This window comes from Bartonella sp. CL63NXGY, assembly GCF_042194905.1.
GTDB lineage: Bacteria > Pseudomonadota > Alphaproteobacteria > Rhizobiales > Rhizobiaceae > Bartonella.
The window spans coordinates 20840-41011 of the sequence record NZ_JBHINK010000011.1; the positions used below are offsets into that span (position 1 = coordinate 20840).

Annotated in this window: 17 protein-coding genes; all 17 read right to left on the reverse strand. The window is 39.3% G+C overall.

Features of this window, described 5'->3' with window-relative positions:
* Positions 1-5 precede the first annotated feature (5 nt).
* A complete protein-coding gene (locus ACFIK0_RS06605) occupies positions 6-1292 on the reverse strand; it encodes a BID domain-containing T4SS effector (protein ID WP_375663680.1) in 1287 nt (428 codons plus the stop codon).
* A gap of 353 nt (positions 1293-1645) precedes the next feature.
* Positions 1646-2488, reverse strand: coding sequence for a BID domain-containing T4SS effector (locus tag ACFIK0_RS06610; RefSeq protein WP_375663681.1), 843 nt, complete (start codon positions 2486-2488; stop codon positions 1646-1648).
* A 343-nt stretch (positions 2489-2831) separates the two neighbouring features.
* Entirely contained in the window at positions 2832-4109 is a 1278-nt protein-coding gene (locus ACFIK0_RS06615) for a BID domain-containing T4SS effector (RefSeq protein ID WP_375663682.1), read from the reverse strand.
* A 310-nt stretch (positions 4110-4419) separates the two neighbouring features.
* Positions 4420-6018, reverse strand: coding sequence for a BID domain-containing T4SS effector (locus ACFIK0_RS06620; protein ID WP_375663683.1), 1599 nt, complete (start codon positions 6016-6018; stop codon positions 4420-4422).
* Positions 6019-7299: 1281 nt separating this feature from the next.
* The gene (gene traG / locus ACFIK0_RS06625; RefSeq protein WP_375643569.1) at positions 7300-9216 is read right to left on the reverse strand and encodes a Ti-type conjugative transfer system protein TraG; all 1917 of its coding nucleotides are present in this window, start codon (positions 9214-9216) and stop codon (positions 7300-7302) included.
* A gap of 155 nt (positions 9217-9371) precedes the next feature.
* Positions 9372-11003: a BID domain-containing T4SS effector gene (locus ACFIK0_RS06630; RefSeq protein WP_375663684.1), complete on the reverse strand. Its 1632-nt coding sequence runs from the start codon at positions 11001-11003 to the stop codon at positions 9372-9374.
* A gap of 10 nt (positions 11004-11013) precedes the next feature.
* Positions 11014-11187, reverse strand: coding sequence for an antitoxin VbhA family protein (locus ACFIK0_RS06635; RefSeq protein ID WP_375631348.1), 174 nt, complete (start codon positions 11185-11187; stop codon positions 11014-11016).
* A gap of 107 nt (positions 11188-11294) precedes the next feature.
* Positions 11295-12365: a P-type DNA transfer ATPase VirB11 gene (gene virB11, locus ACFIK0_RS06640; RefSeq protein WP_273790955.1), complete on the reverse strand. Its 1071-nt coding sequence runs from the start codon at positions 12363-12365 to the stop codon at positions 11295-11297.
* The gene (virB10, locus tag ACFIK0_RS06645; RefSeq protein WP_375631334.1) at positions 12362-13522 is read right to left on the reverse strand and encodes a type IV secretion system protein VirB10; all 1161 of its coding nucleotides are present in this window, start codon (positions 13520-13522) and stop codon (positions 12362-12364) included. Before virB10 ends, virB11 begins: the two co-directional genes overlap by 4 nt.
* Positions 13515-14381, reverse strand: a complete 867-nt coding sequence (gene virB9 / locus ACFIK0_RS06650) for a P-type conjugative transfer protein VirB9 (RefSeq protein WP_273790957.1) — start codon at positions 14379-14381, stop codon at positions 13515-13517. Before virB9 ends, virB10 begins: the two co-directional genes overlap by 8 nt.
* Positions 14378-15082 (reverse strand): virB8 family protein, encoded by a 705-nt coding sequence (locus tag ACFIK0_RS06655; RefSeq protein WP_273790958.1) that lies wholly within the window; start codon positions 15080-15082, stop codon positions 14378-14380. The genes virB9 and ACFIK0_RS06655 overlap by 4 nt, the downstream gene beginning before the upstream one ends.
* Positions 15036-15350 (reverse strand): type IV secretion system protein VirB7, encoded by a 315-nt coding sequence (locus ACFIK0_RS06660; RefSeq protein WP_375663685.1) that lies wholly within the window; start codon positions 15348-15350, stop codon positions 15036-15038. Before ACFIK0_RS06660 ends, ACFIK0_RS06655 begins: the two co-directional genes overlap by 47 nt.
* A gap of 210 nt (positions 15351-15560) precedes the next feature.
* On the reverse strand, positions 15561-16538 hold the full coding sequence (locus ACFIK0_RS06665) for a type IV secretion system protein (RefSeq protein ID WP_273790982.1): 978 nt from the start codon (positions 16536-16538) through the stop codon (positions 15561-15563).
* Entirely contained in the window at positions 16525-17010 is a 486-nt protein-coding gene (locus tag ACFIK0_RS06670; protein ID WP_375663686.1) for a type IV secretion system protein VirB5, read from the reverse strand. Before ACFIK0_RS06670 ends, ACFIK0_RS06665 begins: the two co-directional genes overlap by 14 nt.
* Positions 17007-19361 carry a VirB4 family type IV secretion/conjugal transfer ATPase gene (locus ACFIK0_RS06675; protein WP_273790961.1) on the reverse strand — a complete coding sequence of 785 codons (2355 nt, stop codon included), beginning with the start codon at positions 19359-19361 and terminating at the stop codon, positions 17007-17009. Before ACFIK0_RS06675 ends, ACFIK0_RS06670 begins: the two co-directional genes overlap by 4 nt.
* A gap of 22 nt (positions 19362-19383) precedes the next feature.
* Positions 19384-19692, reverse strand: coding sequence for a type IV secretion system protein VirB3 (locus ACFIK0_RS06680; RefSeq protein ID WP_273723684.1), 309 nt, complete (start codon positions 19690-19692; stop codon positions 19384-19386).
* Complete coding sequence (locus ACFIK0_RS06685) at positions 19693-20013, reverse strand: TrbC/VirB2 family protein (protein WP_273790962.1); 321 nt, start codon at positions 20011-20013, stop codon at positions 19693-19695.
* Between the last annotated feature and the right edge of the window lie 159 nt (positions 20014-20172).

The following is a 20172-nucleotide window of genomic DNA, read 5'->3' on the forward strand; positions in this document are numbered from 1 at the left end:
CCTGTTTAGCTGGCAAAAGCCATCGCTTTTGGGGCGGTAGTTTTGCGAGGACGAATATCTGTTTCTCTTTGTTGCGTAGAGGTTGTTGCTCCTTCATGCGTTACTATTGAAGGCTCGGGGCGTTGAGCAGACTGTAAGACGCTTTGTTGTTGATGCAAGTTTTGCGATCTCTCAGAAGATGCTTCATTGTGTTCTTGTTTTGTCTGCTGAGTTTTTGAAAAGCTCTCTCTTACTTGTGCTACAGCTGTTGCATAATTGTCAGTGGCGTCAATGAGGTGAGAAAGACCAGCTTCAGCATGTCTGCGTGCTTGATTTTTAAAGCCACAAAAGTTACGACCAGCGTACTTGTGAAAAGATTGAGGATTTCCGACAAGTTGCTGTGCGAGTGCTTCTATTGTTTCAGGGTTTTGGAAAAGTGTTTCCACTTGTGATTGCAAAATGTTTGTGTTGCCAAAAACAACTCCGCACCAATATTGAATTTGGGCATGGTGTCTTTTGACTTTTGAATGTTGGTGAATTTGGGTAGAAATTTCTACTTCTGAAAGGCTTTCTTTTTCCCTTTGGGAACGATCTGGTTTTTGTAGAAGTTTAGCGACGGCTTCCTTCCCCATAAAGCGTTCATAGTTTTTGAGTTCTTGCTCTGGAGATTGTAAGAGGTTCTCTCTTGCCTGTTTTACAGCTTCTGTATAACAATCAATGGTGATACTGAGAGTGGAATAACTCTCTTCCGCTTGTCTACGCACTCGATTTTTAAAGCCCAACATGCTAGTGCCGGAAAGTTTAGCAAGACTTTCAGGATAAGCTGCCATGCGCCATGAGAGCTCTTCTCCTGCAGCGGGATTTATTTGAATTTCCTGCATTTTTTCTTGCAAAATGTTTGGGTTACCATAGGCACTCGCAGATAAACGTTGGATTTCTTCTTGATAGGTTCGAACCAATGAATGGTGTGGAAGCAATAGAATGATTTCTTCCTCTGAGAGAACTCTTGTTGTCCTTTGGGTAACTTGTGAAGTAACTGTTGCGTGTGTCGTTTCAGTTTTTTGCTGCCTTTTGGTCGAGCCGCCTCTTGTTAACGAAGCTGTTGGATTTGTTGATGTATATACAGTTTCTTCGCTTAAAAGAGATTGTCTTTCCTCATCTTCTTCCGGTATGGATGACAGTCTTTTGCTTTTTGAAGGCGTTTCTTTAGGAAGGGGGGCTGCGCCTGAGACCTCTGCCGCTGCTTGTTCATAGAGCTTTATAAGTTCTTGTATTGAAGAGGATGGAAAAGGATGAGGGTGGTTTTTTTTCATGCATGTTTCCTTTCAAAAATTGTTTTAGAAAACCTCTTTGGTGCATTCTTGCCTTTTATGCTTGGATCGCTTTGAGACAAAAGAAATATCGAGCTGAATGAGTTTCCAAAGATCTGCGCTATTTGCAATCAGCTTAATGGACATTTGTGTCTTTTATACAGTTTTTTTGTGAAATATTATCAATAAGTTATCAATAGTTGTCGTGAATTACAGGCGCCATTTTTAGGACTATCTTTTGTAACATTCTAAAACAATTCTTGGCGCAATCGCGATGAAACGATTTGCGCCAAGAAACTCACTGAAAAAAAATTACATGAAAAACAAAAACTATCTGTTTTTATGTTTATGACCCCTTACATGGCATAAGCCATTCCTTTTTCTCCTTGTCTTTGTCTTTGAGGGCTGTGCTCTGGACTATTTTGTTCTTGTCCTCTTGTGTGATGATGATGACGATGATGGTGTCTCTCAACTTGCTGAGAATTTTCTTGATGGCGTCTTTGTTCCGCTAGAGGGGTGTGCAATAGCTGTTCCATTGCATTTTCTACAGCTTTCGTATAACCATCAATGGCATCAACGAGCAGTTTAAAACCGTCTTCAGCTGCTTTGCGTGCTTGATTTTTTAAGCCAAGTGTGGAGCGTCCAGCAAGCCTGTGCATAGATTCAGGATTTTCAGCAAGTTGATTTGAAAGCTCTTTTCCTTTAGTGGGATCTTTAAGTATGTCTTGCAAGTGCTGTTGGAAAAGCGTGTCACTGTTATAAACAGTTGTACCCCAATGCACGACCTCTTGTGCATATGCTTGAACTTGTGGATTTTTTAAAAGTATGACACTTATTTGATCAGCTGTGAGGGAAGATGAAGGTCTTCCTCTTTGTTGTGGAGCAACCATTGTATAGTCGGTTTCAGGATTTTCTCTTCCCCGATCAGGATGTCTCCCTCTTGAAGGGGTAACACTGCTAACAGTTGCGTATGTAACTTCTTCTTCGCGTTTTGGGGGAGCAACCTCTGTGTAATCGGTTTCAGAACTTTCTCTTCCCCGATCAGGATGTCTCCCTCTTGAAGGAGAAACACTGCTAACAGTTGCGTATAGAACGTCTTCTTCTGGTTTTGGTCCGCGCTGGTTTCCTCTGTTTGGTTTCTTAACTTGTGCATAGAGGGCTTCTGGATTTGCAGAAGGATGTGGATGATGTTTTTTCATACATATTTCCTTTCAATATTTTTAGAAAACCTCTTTGGTGCATTCCCCACTTTTAGTTTTGATAACTTTTATATAAAGGAAGATATCCAACCGAATGACCGCCAAAGATTTTGCGCTATTCAATATTGATATGTAATGAACATTTATGTCTTTTATACAGTTTTTTTATGAAATTTTATCAATAAGTTACAATAAATTACAGGATCCACTTTTAGAACTATTTTTTGTAACATTCTAAAACAACTCTTGGCGCAATCGCTATGAAATGATTTGCGCCAAGAGATTCTATGAAAAAAAGATTAAATGAAAAACAAAAACTATCTGTTTTTACGTTTATGTCCACTTACATGGCAAAAGCCATTCCTTTTTCTCCATGTCTTTGTCTTTGTGGGCTGTGCTCTGGACTATTTTGTTCTTGTCCTCTTGCATGACGATGATGATGGTGGTGGTGGTGTCTGTGTTCTGCTTCTCTTTCTGGACTTTCTTGTCTTTGACCTCTTTCTCTTTCATGCTCCCGTGTAAACTGTTTATGGAGCTTTTGTGTATTATGTATATGTCTCTCAAGAGCTGAGCAAAGGGGAGAAAAACCATCTTCAGCTTCTCTGCGGCTTGGAGACTTTACACCAAGTATTTTGCTCCCCGCAAGCTTGCCAGGACCTTCAGGATGTTCGGCAAGCTCCCATAAGATTTGCTCTGCACTTTGAGGGTTGTCAAGAATTTTAGCAAGGTGGTTATTCAAAGCATGTTCGTTACCATAAACAACTCTGCACCACTCTTGCGTTTCTCTTACACCATATTGAAAGTCTACGTTTTTTAAAAGCTTTGTTGTAACCACATCTTTTTGGGTTCTGGGAGGGGGTGTTGCTCCTCCTCCAACGCCTTGGTAGATAGGATTTTCTAGTTGTTCAGACTCTTGCCTACCTTCAGCCCCCATGCCAACCGTTGTATAGACAGATTCGAGTGGTCTTTGGGGAGAGGGCTCACCACGTTCATCAAAGTTAAGCTCTGCATAGAGATGTTCCGGTTCTTGGCGATGTCCTCCACCCTGTGCTCCTCCACCAATTGTATCATAGGGTGTTTGCCAACCTTGCGCTTCCAAGTCCGTTATTTTATAGGGGTCTACGAGTCTGTCGGTGCGCCGCCCATCACTTGGTCTTCCACCAAGTCTGTCATAGGGATTTCCTAGTGGCTGTTGGGGAGCATAGATCGTTTCTGCTGGTTGTTGAAGTGTGTATTGTTGTTGGTTGCGCTGTTCTTTGGGTGGTTTATTAACCTTTGCGTAGAGGTCTTCTACATTAGGAGATCCTAGGTTTTGTTGGTCAAGTGGCTTTTTGGGAGCAAAGACCGTTTCTGGTGGTTGTTGAAGTGTGTATTGTTGTTGGTTGCGCTGTTCTTTGGGTGGTTTATTAACCTTTGCGTAGAGGTCTTCTACATTAGGAGATCCTAGGTTTTGTTGGTCAAGTGGCTTTTTGGGAGCAAAGACCGTTTCTGGTGGTTGTTGAAGTGTATAGTGTTGTGGGTTGCGCTGTTCTTTGGGTGGTTTATTAACCTTGGCATAGAGGGGGTCTTGGCTCTGGGGTTGTGGGTTCTGGGGGGCTGGTTGTGGGTGACTTTTTTTCATGGCTGTTTCCTTTCAATATTTTTAGAAAACCTCTTTGGCGCATTCCTCACTTTTTTGATAACAACTTTAGGATAAGGTAAGATATCAAATTAAATGACCTCCAAAGATTTTGCGCTATTCATATTGATATATAGTGGACATTTATGTCTTTTATACAGTTTTTTTATGAAATATTATCAATAAGTTACATCAAATTAAAGGATTCATTTTTAGGACTATTTTTTGTACCATTTTAAAACAATTGGTGAGCGTAATGGAGATAAAATGATTGGCGCTAAGAGTTAGTTGGAAGGCAAAAGTTCACGCGTTTTTAGCCGGTAAGAGCAAGCGATGAAGAGCGACTAACTTTCAAGCTGCGGGCTTGACATTGTGCTTCTTGGGTGTTCTTTACAGTATTCGCAATTTCTTTTGCTTTGCTTTCCGATGTCCCAAGGAGGCACGCTAGTCTGGTATGATCTTTTTCTTGTATGGCTTTACGCTCTTCTGAGGATAGACGATTGTGTAGTTGGCGCGAAAAGTGATGGAGTTCTTGTCGTAGTGTTGGAGAATGCAATAAAGCTTCCTTTTGTTGTTCTCTTGGTAAGGCAAAAAGGTTTTGTAAATTTTTTCCAGGTGTTTCGACAGCGTGACTCAGGCGATTTTGTTCTCTTTGATGTTGCTCTAAAATTTCTTCTTTTGTTTGTTGTGTTATTGTGGCATAATTTTTAAGGGCTTGGCTGAGTTGTGGAGCAGTTTGTTCCGCCAGTCTGCGATTTGGGCTTTTCATGTCAAGTATTTTTCTCCCTGCAAGTTTAGAAATTGATTGAGGGTTTTGTAAAATTTCATCAGCAAATTGATTTCCTAAGCTTGGATCAGCCGTTAAGATATCTATTTTTGTATTTAAGGCGTGGATTTTACCATAAACGAGTTTTGATAAATTTTTGATTTCTTTTCGGCATGCTTCAACATAAGCGTCATTTGAAATCTTTGTGAATAACTCTTCATGGGTGAGAGATTCTAATGTTTCTTTTGGGATCAATATTTCTTTTACATTTTGAACGTTGGTTTTTTGAAAGCAGAGGCGAGTACCGTTTTGTAATGTTTTGACGAGTTCTGGGGGGAGATCATCTTTGTGGCCGACTACGAAAGCACCCTCTACTTCCATGACAAAACCTTCTGCTGAAAAACCTCTAAACACGCCTTCGTAGGTTACATCTTCTTTTGTTGCAACAACAACACGATTGTTAATTTCATCCAGTCCCGCGTTTCTCATTTGGGAGATGAATTCTTTTAAAACAAGGGATTTTTGCGGATGTGTGATATCTTCAAAAAGATCTTTCATCGGTTGGGGATTGCCATATTGCATGGCTTCAATACAAGCTGCTGTCATGCGTCCTTTTGTGATGAAAGAAAAGTCAATGGTATGTCCTGCGGCTTGTCCAAGTTTTTCCATAAACATTCGATTGACGCGCCCATTCCCTTTTCTGAAAGGATGTGCGTGCTCGAGCGCCATAAAAACTTCTGCGGCATTTTCAGCAAATTCTTGGCGCGATAAACCTTTTAAATTGTTCTTCTCATTAAGTGTTTTTTCGAGTTTTTTTAGTTCTTTTTGAATCTGCGGTCCGATAGCAAAAGGAACTTCATAACCTTTGGGACGCATCGCCGGCATATGGGCAGTGGTGCCGTCTTCAAATGTAAAGGATGTATCGCGGGTTTTTCCAGCCCATTCAAAAGTTCTGTGGAAGAGGCTCCAGTGGATTAGTTTTAGATAGGAAGCATCAAATTTTTGTGGAAGTGGTTCGTGGCGAAAATTGACGGCTTCTCTGGCGGTATCATGAGCACAGCGTTCATACAGTTTTTTGGGGTCTTTTATGCCATATTTATTTTTGAGTGTTGGGGTACCTTTATATAGATAATTTTGCTCTAACATATAATCTCTCCTAAGTAGGTAGGGTGGTGGTTGATGAGCGTCTTAAACGCTGCATGTGAAAAATTCCCCTTCGCGTATTCTTTTGAGATTTTGGTAGTTATGAGAGAAAGCACTTTTCCCTCCAGTGTATGGATAGTTGTAGCAATCGTTTTGTGATGCTTTTGAAAGGTTTTTGGTGTAAGAGGTGCAAAATGTTCTGTTATGATTGTTTTCATGCCTATTTTCTTTTTTCATTTATTTTTGAAAAGTTTTTCTGATGGTTCCTTTGTTTATTACCTTGTGCTGTAAAATACTGGTATTGAGGGCCTTGATATGAATCCCATGAGTAGTTAGAAAATGGATTTTCTACAAATTGACTTTGGGTAAAATCTTCGTTCTTTGAGGTGTAAGGAAGAGGTCAAAAAGAAAAATATTGCTTAAAATTGTTGTTTTTTTCCTTTAACAAAGTTGTTTGCAAGAGCGCTTTGATGAGGGGCGTGGATATGGCGGGTGCGATCGCTCTTGGTTAGCGGATGGTGCTGGTACTTTTTATACACAGTACTCAGATTGGTGAATCTATGGGTAAAAGCAGTTATCAAGAATTTTTCTCCATTATGTTTTTCTTACTGCTCCATATGAATATCTTGCCATACGAACATCTTGTTTGTGTATTTTTGCAACAAAATGTTTTTTATTTTGTATTGTTGCTCTTATTGTATTGCGCTGTTCTAAGATCCATAAGAGAGAAAACTCTTTCTTTGGTTGGGAGAAAAGCCTTTTTCAGCGCTTTATCATTAAAATAGAACACTTTATGATATCGTAAAGGGGGAAAAGCTTGTATAAGAATGATTTATTCATTTTGATGTATATCTTAAATGTTTTTTGGGAAAAAATCGATGTTCTTGAGTGTGGGTGTTTTGAGAGTTCTTGTCTCAAAGATCAATCTTTTGTTTTTCTTAAGTCTTGATATTGGGGATTAGCGTTGTGAAATGTTTTTGGTTGTTTGTAGGGGATAAATTATACACAAAAAGCTTTGTAGGAATGTATTTGCAGACTTTCCCAAGTAGAGATGTTGGTTTAGTTATAGGTGATTTGAGGGGGTGGTATTTTTATAAAGATGATGGGCGCTGGTAAAACGATACACAAAATACAAAAAGGAAAAAACACGGATTTTTTTATCATGTTTTCCTTATATGTGTGAGGAAGCGTTCAAAAACTTTTTGTTAACGGGTTTTTAAAAAATAGAAATCTATGTTGTTTTTGTGGTTGTTCTTTTCATAGTCAAGATCTCATAATAGGAGGTTAGTTTTTCTTTTGTGGGGCAAAGCGGTTTTTTGCAGCTGCGGCTAACATTTCTTTTCTTCTGAAATAAATGGCGCGACCACATCGCAAAGGGGGGTGTCCTTGCATAAGAATAATTTGTTCATCTTGACGCATTTCTTGAATAACTTCATGGGGTAAAATCAGGGCTCTTTGTTGGTAATTGACGTTGTATGAACTCTTTCCTAAGGATAAGCCTCTTGATTTGCTTGTTCCGGTGACTTCAACGGTCATTTGTCCACAGCGTTCTGAAATGTCTTTGGCTGTTTGGAGGTCTTTAATGGCAGCATAGCTGACAAAAGAGCAGCTTTCAAACCATGAGCGTGCTCCGGCTTCTCCAAAGTGATTGACCAACTGACCAGAGGATTGATAAAAAAGCATTAAGGATGTACCGTATTTACGTCCACGATCGCGTGCTTCTTCTAAAATATTCATATAGCCTAGAAGATCAACTTCATCTAAGACAAATAAAACACGCTTTTTATAGTTACCGTCTGCTGTAACCATGGCATTGAGAAAGGCGCCAATAATTACACGTCCAATAGCTGGATAACTGTTTAAAATGCTTGCGGGGAGATTGAGAAAAACATCTGTATTGCCATTTGCAATATCTGAGGAAAAAAAATCATCTCCGCAGACAAGATCTGCGTAATTGGACAAAGAAAGCCATTGGGTATCTTTTGAGGCGGTTGTATAGACTCCTGAAAAGGTTTGTTCTGCCATTTCTGTAAAAATACCAACCATTTCACGAATAAAAGGAGAAGGTGTTGTTTCTTGAATCATGCGTAATTGATTAACAACAGCTGTTTCTGATTGAGAGAGAATGCCACGCAATGTTTTTAAATTGCGCTCGTTGTCTTCATATTCATCAGAAAATACAACGTGAGCAAGAAGAGCTGTTAATAAATTATGGGCTTGTGTCGAGAAATATTCTGCTGAAGAATTGTCTGATTTTTTATCTGTAAGGAGCAACTTGGAAAAGCTTACAATATTCGCTTCGCGTTGTGTGCGTGGTACGCTGTCGTCTAAAAGCCAATCGATGACATTAAAATTTTTTGTTAAAAATGAATTGGGATCGAGAACAATGACATTTCTATTCCCCATCTTTTGACGCGCAAATTTGACCATTGGGGCAACTTCTGTTGAAGGATCAAGACAAACAATAGACCCTGGATAGGTTAAACACGTAGGAACTACTGTACTTGTGGTTTTATAGCCACCAGAACCAGCAAAAAAGATCATATGAGTTGAACCAAAATCAAGATTAAAGGTTAGCAAAGGGGCTGTTCCACCCTTTCCCCATGTTGTTTTATTGCCAGGCGCAAAGGGAATTTTGCACACATTATCTTGATCAACACGGTATCTTTCACCCACAACAATTTGCCCATTGGCAGGAAAGATTTTTGCTGCCTCTCTTAAATTCATCCAAGAGGCCTCACCAAAAACACCTTTTTTTGCACGCTTGACCTTATTTTTAGGTGGAGAGGTTGTTATGAATTGAATGATGGAAAGAAAACCACCAATGATGATGCCAAAGACAACCATGGGGTCCATGAATTGAAGCGCATAGCTCCACGTTATTCCTTGTTGGCCAACATAGGGACTTAAACGTTTTATTTCACCACCAATATAGTAAAGAGCGGTTGTTCCAAAAAAAACAACGGAGACAAAAGTGATTATTTTACGTAAGTGCAGTTTTTGCGACAGACTATACAACAATGAAACAGCAGCCGTTAGTGCTAAGACTAATAAAGGCTCAGAACGAAGAGTCCAATAAATTTGATCGCTCTTTAGTCCATTTGTTATTAACAGTAAAAAATGAGGGACAAGGAATATCGTTAAAGCACCTAAAGCGATTGGTGTTAAAATAAGTACCATTTGTGTTTTGGTATATTTCATTGTATTTTACTCTCAATTCTATCAGAATATGTTGCGAAATGCTCTTTTTCAGGTACGTGATATTAACTCTCATCTCTTTTTGCAAAGGTGCAGATAACGCCAAACAGTTTTCGTTTATGAGCCTTTCTCATCAAGGAGGAAGGTTTTATCCATTCTTAGCAGGCCATAGCGAATGCTTTGGAATGGCGTATTGTGCATATTTGTGCTTGCTGATGTACTTCTTTGGTTTGCTTAATAATTTGTGTAATTTGTTTGGCTTTATTTTCTGATACACCAATACTGTTAGCCAGTGTTTCATAATCATTATTTTGAACTGCTTTATGTTCATTTGGTGAAAGACGGGTGTTGATCTTTTTTACAAAGTTGCTAAGCTCTTTTTGACATAAAGGATTTTTTGCTAAAGCTTCCTGCTGTAATTCTTTTGGCAAGGCGAAGAGATCTTGCAAGCTTTGACTTGGCATTTCTATTGTTTTTGCAAGGCGACTTTGTTCTGTTGCATGTTCTTGCGTGATTTCCTTTTCAGCATATTTTACAGCATACGCGAAATTTGCAACGGCAGTACAGAGCATACCAATATGATTTTTAGCGTTTGCACGTGCCTGATTTTGTAGTCCACATAAACTGAAACCTGCAAGACGAGAAACAGAGCTCGGTGCCCTTTCAATCTTGTTGGCGAGCTGTTGGCCTAAGCTTGGATTTTTGATGATTTCTACCATCTGTTTGTCTAATGTTTTTGTATTACCATAAACAATTTTTGACAGTTTCTGGACCTGTTTTAGGCTTACGTGGACACAGGCATCTTCTGCAACCATTTGGGCCGTTTCATTTTTTGTCAAAGGGGCTAATTTCTCTTCTGGAATAAGAATGCTTTCAAGCTCTTTTGTTTCGGGAACGGTAAAGGTAAATTTATCACCGGGTTTTAATGTTTTGAGTTGTTCTGGTGTGAGATGTTCTTTATTGCCGATAATGTAAGCTCCTTTTACATTGCAGGCAAAGCTGTTAAGACCAGCACCTCTATAGGTGCCCGTGTAGGTTTCACCTTCCTTTGTGACCATAACAGGGCGATCATTCACACTACGCCCAAGTTCTTTCGTGTTGCTCATGAATTCCTTTAAAAGAGGTATTTTATTGGGATTAGAGATATCGTCAAACAGATGTTGCATTGGTTCTAGATTGTCATTTTGTATTGCTGCAACACTAGCAACCAACATGCGTTCTTTTGTAACCAGTGAAAAATCAAGCTGATGCCCTGCGGCTTTGGCAAGATTTTCAAAAAAGATCCGTTGTGTACGTCCGTTGCCTTCTCTAAAGGGGTGTGTATAGTTGAGAGAGGCAAATATTTTGGCTGCTTCATAAGCAAATTCTTTGCATGATAAATCCTGCAAATTATTTTTTTCGGCAAGCGTTTGATCTAATTTTTGTAAACCTTCTTGTAATTTGCTACCGACTGCAAAATTTGTTATTTTTTTCATTACTGGAGCGACGGCAGTAGTACCATCTTCAAATGTAAAGGGAACATTGCGGGTTTGTCCAGCCCATTCAAAGGTATTTTCAAATAGACATTGATGAATAAGGCATAGATAGGAGCTATCAAACTTTTCTGGTAAGGGGGCTTCACGCAGATTAACCATCGCTTTTGCTGAATCATGCGCACATCTTGCCGTAAAAGCGTCAAGGTTTGTTATTCCATATTTATTTTTTAATGTTTTGCTTTTAGGATACATATAATATTCAGGGGAAGGCACTGTGGATGTCACATCTGTTTTTTTTAATTTTGCTTTTGGCATTGTAGCTTCCTTATAATGTCGTGTTGTCCATAAGAGTATTAAATTCTTCGAGTGAAATATTCCCCTTTGCGTATTCTTCTAAAATTTTCAACGTTTTGGAATGAAGCGCTATTCCCTCTATTGCATGGGTGCTGATGGCTGATTCAACGGCTTCACGGCGTTTTTTCAATTCTTCTTCTGTCATCGATAAAAGATTTTCTCTGTTTTCTGTTTCTTTGGTTTTCACGCATTTTTCCTTTTATTTGCAATCGTTTCTTTAAAAGAGCCTTTGGCAGCCGGTGTGATCTTCCTTTAGTCCCCTCCAAAGATGTTTCGTTGTTTGAAGGGATCGTAATAAATTTCTGTGACTTTAAATTTTCCTTCAATCCGTTTGCATTGGATGATGATATCAATCATTGAAATCAACAGTCCTCGAATATCATCACGCTCTAAATCACCACCGCCTTCACTTTCTTTGACCAAAAGGGTCATCTGCTCAAAGGCTGCAAGGGCTGTTGAGGCATGAACCGTTGTAATGGAGCCTGGATGACCTGAATTGACATTGCGGATATAATAAAAGGCTGTACCATCTCGAAGTTCTTGCAAAAGAATACGATCAGGACGCATCCGTAAAGATGATTCAAGCAACTCTTTGGGGCCAACGGAGGCTAAGCCTTGTCCATCTTTTGAATAGAACATTGAGACATGGTTAGGGTGTGGTATCACCAATTCTTGTGTGTCTTCGATGGTGATAATACGCTCTTCTTGAGGGATTTTTGCGATTAATGCTTTTGATAATGTTGTTTTACCCGAACCGGTTTTTCCCGCAATTAAAATATTTTTTTGGCATTCTACAGCTTGATTTAAAAAGGAGACAAAGTCTTTATTACAGTAGGCATGAGCTAAGTTATGCTCGATGATTTTGAGTTCGTTAAAACGAGAATGATAGTCATGCAAGGGCGTGAAAGATACCCGTTCACATAGCGAGAAGAGGCCCTTATTTGCGAGCTCTTCGAGAGAAAAACTCTGCGATGACGGTTTACGAATTGTCATACTAATCGTGTCTTTTTCGACAGCGGGCGGAATGACAATTTGAATACGCTCATTGCCTGGTAGCGTTGCAGATAATATTGGGTTTTTGTCCGATATGTTTTGCTTGGAATAGGATGCGACAACTTTCGCAATCCCCATAAGCTCATTAAAAGAGAGAGCCGGAGCTTCTATTGTTTTCCATCCATCAAACCCTTCAGTCATTACTTGATAGGGACGATTGATAACAATTTCAAAGAGACTATCATCTTTCAAAAAAGTACTGATGGGTTCAAGTTTTGTGAGAACAATCGCAACGGTTTCATCGCTCATGGTATGTAAGTTTGAGTTCATTCTAAAGTTACCGCCGAATTTTTGTAAAAGTTTCTTGAAACAGCTCGATTGATAATCTGTTTTTTGTTTTCGATGACTTTCAATTTATAAACGCTGGAAAAATCTAAATCGCGGGCAACAAAGATATTCACCATTTCCCCTTGGTTTTTGGATAATGTTGGAGGAATATTGGCGTAATTTTCTACGAGAATGTTTGCGATGTTTTGTCCTGAAGAGACTGTTTCAGTTTCTTCTTTTTCCTGTTTTTTTGATAAACGTTTATTGGCATAGTGTGTTACATCTTTTATTAGTGATACAAGAAGCGCAGACCCAATCCTCTCAAGCCAATGGTTATCAATATCTCCATCCATACCAGAACGCCCTAAAGCATCCGTTGCCGGTGAAGCTAAGGATATAATGATACCATTGGGGGTTTTTGCTCTATTCCATAGTACAAAGAGACGTGTTTGGCCTTTTTTCAATCCGGCGCGATATTCACCAACAATTTGGGTGCCTTTATCAAGAAGGACAACACGACCATTGTCTGATAAGATATCTCTGGAAACAATACAACTGGCAAAACCTTGTTGATCACTGTTGATGGCTGTTTCTAAAATACAAGGGATAGACGTTCCCATCGCGATGATGTAGTTTCGATTGCCAAGGGTTGAAGCACGAATACCTTCAAGCACTGTGGGTTTAAGAAGATGATTAAAACGTTGTGTTATTTCATCAGGTTTGCTTTCAAGTTGGTGAGGCAAAACACCATTATTTGTTTGTGAATTTATTTTGCCTTGTTGTGTACTTGCATAAGCTAATACAGGAGCACGTTGTGCTGCTTCCAGCAGTGAGTTATCAGAATTTAATTGATTGATGTTTGGTGTTGGTAGCTCGACTTTTGGTAATAGAGCGTTATTTCGTTGAGGCTGTTCAAAGGGGGGAGGGGTAGGCTTTGCAGGGCGAAAAAGCTCTGTTTGTTTTATAACGTTTCCTTCTTTTGAAGATTCAATTGGTTGTTTTTTGTCTGTAACAAGTGTTGAATAGGCTAAATAAAGACAGACACTGAAAAGAATAATAAGAGCAATAGCTTTCCCCACATTGTTCTGTTGACTTTTCCCTTGAGCATTTTTTATTGTATCGCGATCATTAATGCTTTTTTCATCCACGGTGTTATTCATGGCTGCTTCCTAGGTTCATTTTACGTTGTACAGATGGTGATGTCGTACCTGTTTCAGGATTAATTCCTTCTGGTACGAACCTTTTATTAAAGATGCACAATACTTCATTCCCACGTCGTAACGTGAATTGTGCACCTGTTGCATGAACAATAACTTTGTTGCCTTTAATCGATTTGGGAATAAGCGCTTCTTGCCCATCAGGCGATACAATGTAAATGGCAGGGATTTCAATGTTGCCTAAAAAGATAAAGGTTGTTGTTTTCCCATTATCATAGACAGAAGCGGGTTCAATAAGGGAAGAGCCTTGGGCTTCATAAGCCCAATTGCGTGGTCCAAAATCTTCATGGATATTTAAAATATCATTGACAAAGTTTTCTTCACGTTGTTTTTCTTTTTCTGCTTCGGCTAATTTCTTACGTAATGCTTCATCTTCTGGGTAACGAAACTTTACCAAGAAATACGTCTCATTGCCGGCTGAAACATCACCTTCACGGACTTGTAGCTCGAATTGATAAGAGCGTTGTGTTCCATCTTGGCGGCTTGTGACAATTTGTAAATTGGTCACAGGTTGGACTTCACGTGGTTTGAGAAAAACAAAGTGTCCAGCCGGAGCAACTTGCCAAGCAACCGAATTTCCAATTCCTACATAGGTTACTTCTTCATCAACGGCAAATTCTAGTTGAACCGAAGAGCGAATGGAGCCAATGATTTGTACGACGTTGTAGGGGTCATAATTGACAAATCTGATGCGGTTATCTTTACGTGCACTGACAGGCGCTGTTTCTGCAAGTGAGAGAACTGTGTGAAAGCTGAAAGTGATCGTAAAAATTAAAGAGATTGTTTGTAAAAGTCTGATCATTTTATCACCTCTGGATCAGATCTATATTCCGATACTTGAAAACCAAGAGGGTTGATAAGACGATCAGACGTTGAAATGTGTGCGTTCACGTAGGAAAAATTTAAGATTGAAATCCAATGGGAAATATTTTCTTTTTCATTAAAGTCTCTGATCGTTTTATAGTAACGAACTTGGATAAGATCTTTGCTTATAAAAGAGATTGATTTGATTGTGACCGTAGCAATCATGTTATGATAAATATTTTGCGGACTTTCTGGATTATTGCCCGCGTACCATTTTGCAAAACGGTTTTGTTCTTTTGGAGAAGATAAAAGAGAAACTAAGCGAAAATTGTTTTCTGCTTCGGATGCTTGAAAACCTTCACGAGCACGAACATATTGGCTGGCAAAATAACGCGTTATCGCTTCATCATAGTCGTTAGGGGATTCTTTTAGGGCGCTTACAGTATCAATAATGCCTGTTGAGTTATCAACGCGGATAACAAAAGGCTCTACTGTTTTCAAAGGCGTCAAAGCTGCGACAGCTAAAGCCAGCGCAATCGTCATCAATCCCAAAAGCACTGTTAAAGCCATGGAAATTTTCATCCGCACGCGCATGCTATGCATGCGATCAATGTCAAATGAGCGCGCTTCTTTTATATATTCTTCAAGGGCATCACTTTTCACGCATAACCTCCACTTTTTTATCAGATCGTGCTTCATGAATAACCGGCTTTAATAAAGCTGAATTGAGTGCCAAATTGGCTGTTACCTTTTCACTTTCCAAAGTATTGAGAATGATGGGAGTGGTAACAGGCTTTACGCTCTTTTCTGAGTGGACAACGTTTTTATTGTTCCAATTCCACTTATCTTTATTTAAAGCACGTGTATGTTTGCCATTACAGCGTGGTGGTTTTTTAGGGCCACTCAAAGAGGCACAACCAGTAAGAGCGATTGTTAGGACCATAACAAAAGTTATTTTTCGTTTCATTTTTTGAACTCACAAATATCTTGGAATACAATGCATGAGAGCCTTTATTCTGAACATTTTTACAAATTTATATGATGCAAGATTTTGATTGGTTTTGTTGTAAGACCCAAGATGCTAGATCTTTCATGGAAAAAGATCATGGTGCGTGCGCCAAAGGGCGCACGCAAGGCAAAAACAAAAATGCTTATTCTTTTAAAGAGGTGCTTTATCTTAAAATCGACCACGTCCACCTCCGGATCTTCCTGCTTTTGCCGCCGCACCTGCCGCACCTTTACCGGCAGCTCCTGAGATTTGTAAAGTGGCACTTTTTATTGCATTCCCACTCGCTCTTGCACTATTGGCAAGCATTGTGAAAACCTGTCCTCCTGAAGAGACAGCAGTGTTAAAGTATGGTCCGCCAGAGGCCAGCGCTGTTGCAATACCGGGAAGCGCACGGAAGATAATAACCCCTATGATCGAAATGACGATGACAGGGGGGAAAAGAACATAGATTGATTCATATGAAACTTTGAGAACCTGTAGGATAACTTGACATATAATGGTTCCAAGCATGATCACGAGAACTTGTAAAATGGTAAAATTGATCAAAGTTGTAATCCATGCATCGGAGTATTTTCGCGTTGCATTGAACAAATACAAACTAATGAATAGAGGACCAAGACCTATAATCATGACGAGTGCAACTTGTGCAAACATTTGCACAATAAAACCACCTATACAAAAAAGAATAACCGCGAGAAGCATGATAGAACCAAGAAGACCCACAATGATCTTTTCAAAAAACCAAGCATTGTATAAGACTTCTTGATAGCGCGAACTTGCCTTTAACAAAATATAATCAAAAACATTGGAGCTTGCAGGATTGCTGTTAAGCGCATTCCCAATAGCGTTGGATAAATCTTTGAAGAAAATATCCTTGACGTAAGTATTAAATGTATCCGCATTCGTTGCCATTGTTGTAACAACAACGATTTTAACAACATTATTGAGAAGACTATGCATGGAAAGCGCAACGCGACCTGTCATAACATTATAGCCATAAAGAAAGATAAAAATGATTGCAGCGAGATTTAAGGGCGCTGAAATAGCAGAAGATAGCCCACTCACCGTTGTGTCCATCACATTATCTAAGGGTTTTAAAATATACCCAGAAACGCTTTCAAAGGGAGAAAAACTAAAGTCTGACATTTGTATTCGTACTTTCAAGTTTTTCTTTTAATTGTTTTTCTTTTTCTTTTAATTGTGCCTCAAGATGTTTATGCTTTTGTTGTTCCTTTTCTTCACGTAATTCATCTTTTGTTTTCGTATCTCTTGCTTGAATCATATCGAGAGACTGAAGTTTTAAAGAACTTACTTGAAGATCTGCTTGAAGAAGAGAAAGCTTTACTTGAATCTCTTGTCGAAGGGTTTGCAATTCTTCGGGTTTTGTGTCTGGTTTTGATTTAATATTTTCAAGCTGTTGACTTATTTCTTTAATTTTTTTTGCAGTATCTGTTGCACTTTTATAAATGGTTTCAGCTGTTTCTGATTTTGCAGCATCTAATTTTTGTGTGTTCTCGAGTGCTTGTTTATAATATTCCTCCGCATCGGGTGTCGTTTGTGATATTGCATGAGAAATAAAAGAAAAAGATAACAGTGTAACTAAGCCATATTTTTTCATTGATTTTTTCTCCTTTGATAAAATATGGGCAGCCATTTGTCAGGGTCAGCTCCATATTCGTTGATAATTTCATTCATGAGTTCAATGTTTTTTGTTGTGCCGCTTAAAACGGCGATCTCATCATTCATTCCACGTAAGTTAAGTTCTGCAACAACGGAACTTTGCCCCTGTTTGACGAGAAAACGACGGGATTCTCTGCTTAATTCTGACTGTATCAGTTCAAATTCACGCTCAGTAAGTTTGAAAGCTTCGACATAATCATTATAATTTGCTTTTTGATTTGGAAAAAATATTTGAGTGGGGCACTGCTCAATAATTGTGTGCGCGATTGTTGAGTTCAAAGCATCTTTAGGGCTTTGTGTTGCAAAGAGCATCATGCCATTTTGTTTACGGATTGTTTTTAGCCGATCTTGAGCAAAAGCTTTGAATGAATCATCTTCCAAAGCTTTCCAGAATTCATCAACGACAATAATGATGCGCCGCCCATCAATCAAATCAAGAATGCGGTGAAAGAGATACATCATTAAGGGACGCCGAATTTCTTCATTGTCTAAGAAATCGGTCATGTCATATCCAATGAATTGCGCATTTAAATTGAGATCATCTTGATCATTATCAAAAACCCATCCTAAATCATTGCCTCTAATCCAGCGTTGCAGCCGTATGGCAATCCCTTCTTTGGATGTGTTGTCAAAAAACAGTTGAAGTGCACCAAGAGAGCGCTGGGTTGGGGGTAAGTTTTCTAAGGAATCAATAGCTTTGGCGATATCTTGTCGCTCTTCTTCTGTTACGATTTGCCCTTCAGCGCTTACCAGCTTTAAGATCCAATTACGAAGAAAGATTTTATTTTTTTCGGTGTATTCCATGCCCTTTAAGGGAGCAATACCCGTGGGCTGCCCGTTTTTTAAAGGTTTGTATTTCCCTCCTCCAGCCCGTACAAAAATCTCTGCTCCTTGATCTTTATCAAAAAAAACCATTGTTGGATTGTGTTTTTGTAATTGTGCAAGAAGAAAATTAACAATCACTGTTTTACCGGATCCCGATGGACCACAAACAAACGTGTTTCCAAGATCGCCATAATGAAAATTAAAATAGTAAGGTGAACCAGCCTGTGTTTTTAGCAATGCGACAGCAGCTCCCCAAACATTATCTTTCAGTTTGCCAACGGGAAAAGAATGGAAAGGCGATAAAGCGGCAAAGTTTCTGCTAGTAATGGCGCCTGAACGCGCCCGATAGCTAAAGTTTCCAGGAAGCTGTGCCCACCATGCTGCTTCCAATCCTAAATCTTCTCTGGCAATCACCGCTCCTCCATTGGTTAAATGGGAACGTGCTTTTGATAAGTTTTCAGACAATATTTTGGGATGATCAGCAAAAACAGCTAAAGAAATGTGGTGTTCTCCCAAAACAAAACGGTTTGATTCTAAATCATCTAGCGCTTCATCTAGTGCATCGATTTGTGAGCTAGCACGATCAGCTGCATTGATCATTTGATTTTGTTTGCGGCTCATAATCGCACTGGCGGCTGCCTTACTTTTAAAGACAAAGGATTGTGTTAAAATGAATTCAAATGGCACCGTAAGCAGACCATCAGTCATACCTGGGCGTGTTTTAGAAGGATACTCTTTCCATCCAAACATGCCCACAAAGCGTTCATTGCTTTCATGGCGAATTTCGATAATTTCTTTCCCAAAAATAACACGATCTGAGTAAATTGTTGAAGCAATAGTTCCAAATGTGAGAGGAATACGCTCACGTCTTCCCCCTACCAGCTGGTGGAGAAATTCACTTTGTTCGGAAAATAAAAGTCCTTCATGTTCATAGATTGATAGCAGACGGACTTCATATTCTTCCAAACCTTGCATAAGATCTTGACTTAACTCTTCGAGTTTACGAATAGCTTCCTCATCGGGTTCAGATTGTGTTTTCTTCGCTTTGCTCAAGCGCTGAAAAAATGAAACCAGCTTTTCTGTTTTATCCGCTGCCGGATTCCAAAGCAGTGAAATAAACAAATCATTTCTATACAGTTCTTGTGAAACCATTTTCTTTTTATATTTTTCATCTAATGTTGTTGCAAAAGATGAAAGAAAATGACCTTCTGGGTATATCGTTTCACGGCGGCGGATGATGTGAGAATATAAAGCAAGCCGTTCGTCTGCGATATTTTTTAAAAGGGTGTTTAATTGGTTGTGTAAAGAATTTAATTGATCAATATCCGCAGTGTCAAAATTTATACCCTCAACAGCCAACACAACCATTAAACAACGTGAATTTAAAGCAACGACATGTTGGTTGATGTAGCGTATATAGGGAATATATTCTTCAGGCAAAGTTTCCCGTTTCATTATTGACATCTGTTTCACCGGCTTCGTTCCTTCAGCTTAGTTCCTTATAAGTGCGGATAAGGCGTAAAGGGGAGGTCGAACCTCCTCCCCATCTGTTGAGGTTTTTTTGTTTTCCTCGGGTATTGAGCCATGCAAATAATACGCGAAATTGGTTGTGATCATACTTTGTCACTTCTCGCAAAATAAAGTGTATCCCAATCCCAAGACCAAACATGGTAAAATCACTGGTCAAAATGAAAAGAATGGATGTCGCCATGACATTAAGCGCCATCGCTTCCATTGTAACACCAGCAAACATGGCTGGGCGCGTACAGGCAAGGAAAAGAGTATCTTCGTTCATTTATGTTGTGCCCGCTAATTTACCAACGAGAGCAGGGGCACCAAAAACAATAGCAATCCCCAGAACACAGTAAGCTGCTTTGCGTAAGTCAATAAAGCCGTACATCCAACCAATCCCCACAGCAGCAACACATATAATTGCAATAAGCTTTGCCGTTGCACCCGTCATCATTGCGACAATGTTGCCTAAAACACCATCAAGATTCCCGAAACCACCTCCACTAGCAGCAGGAGCAGCATAAGAAAGATCAGATACAAAAACTGCCGTAAAAAGCAGCATGGTCACGATAAAAATGATGTTTTGGAATCTATTATCTGTCATTTTACCTCTCTTTAACAAATAATATTTGTTCATATGTCGACATTCCATTGCCTCTAACAAACTGGAGAGTGTTGTCATTTGATGACAGTTTAATTCTCCTCGTTTGTTTGTTTTAAAAGCCTTGATCGTGGATCTGTTCACTCTCAAGCTCTTCTTCTT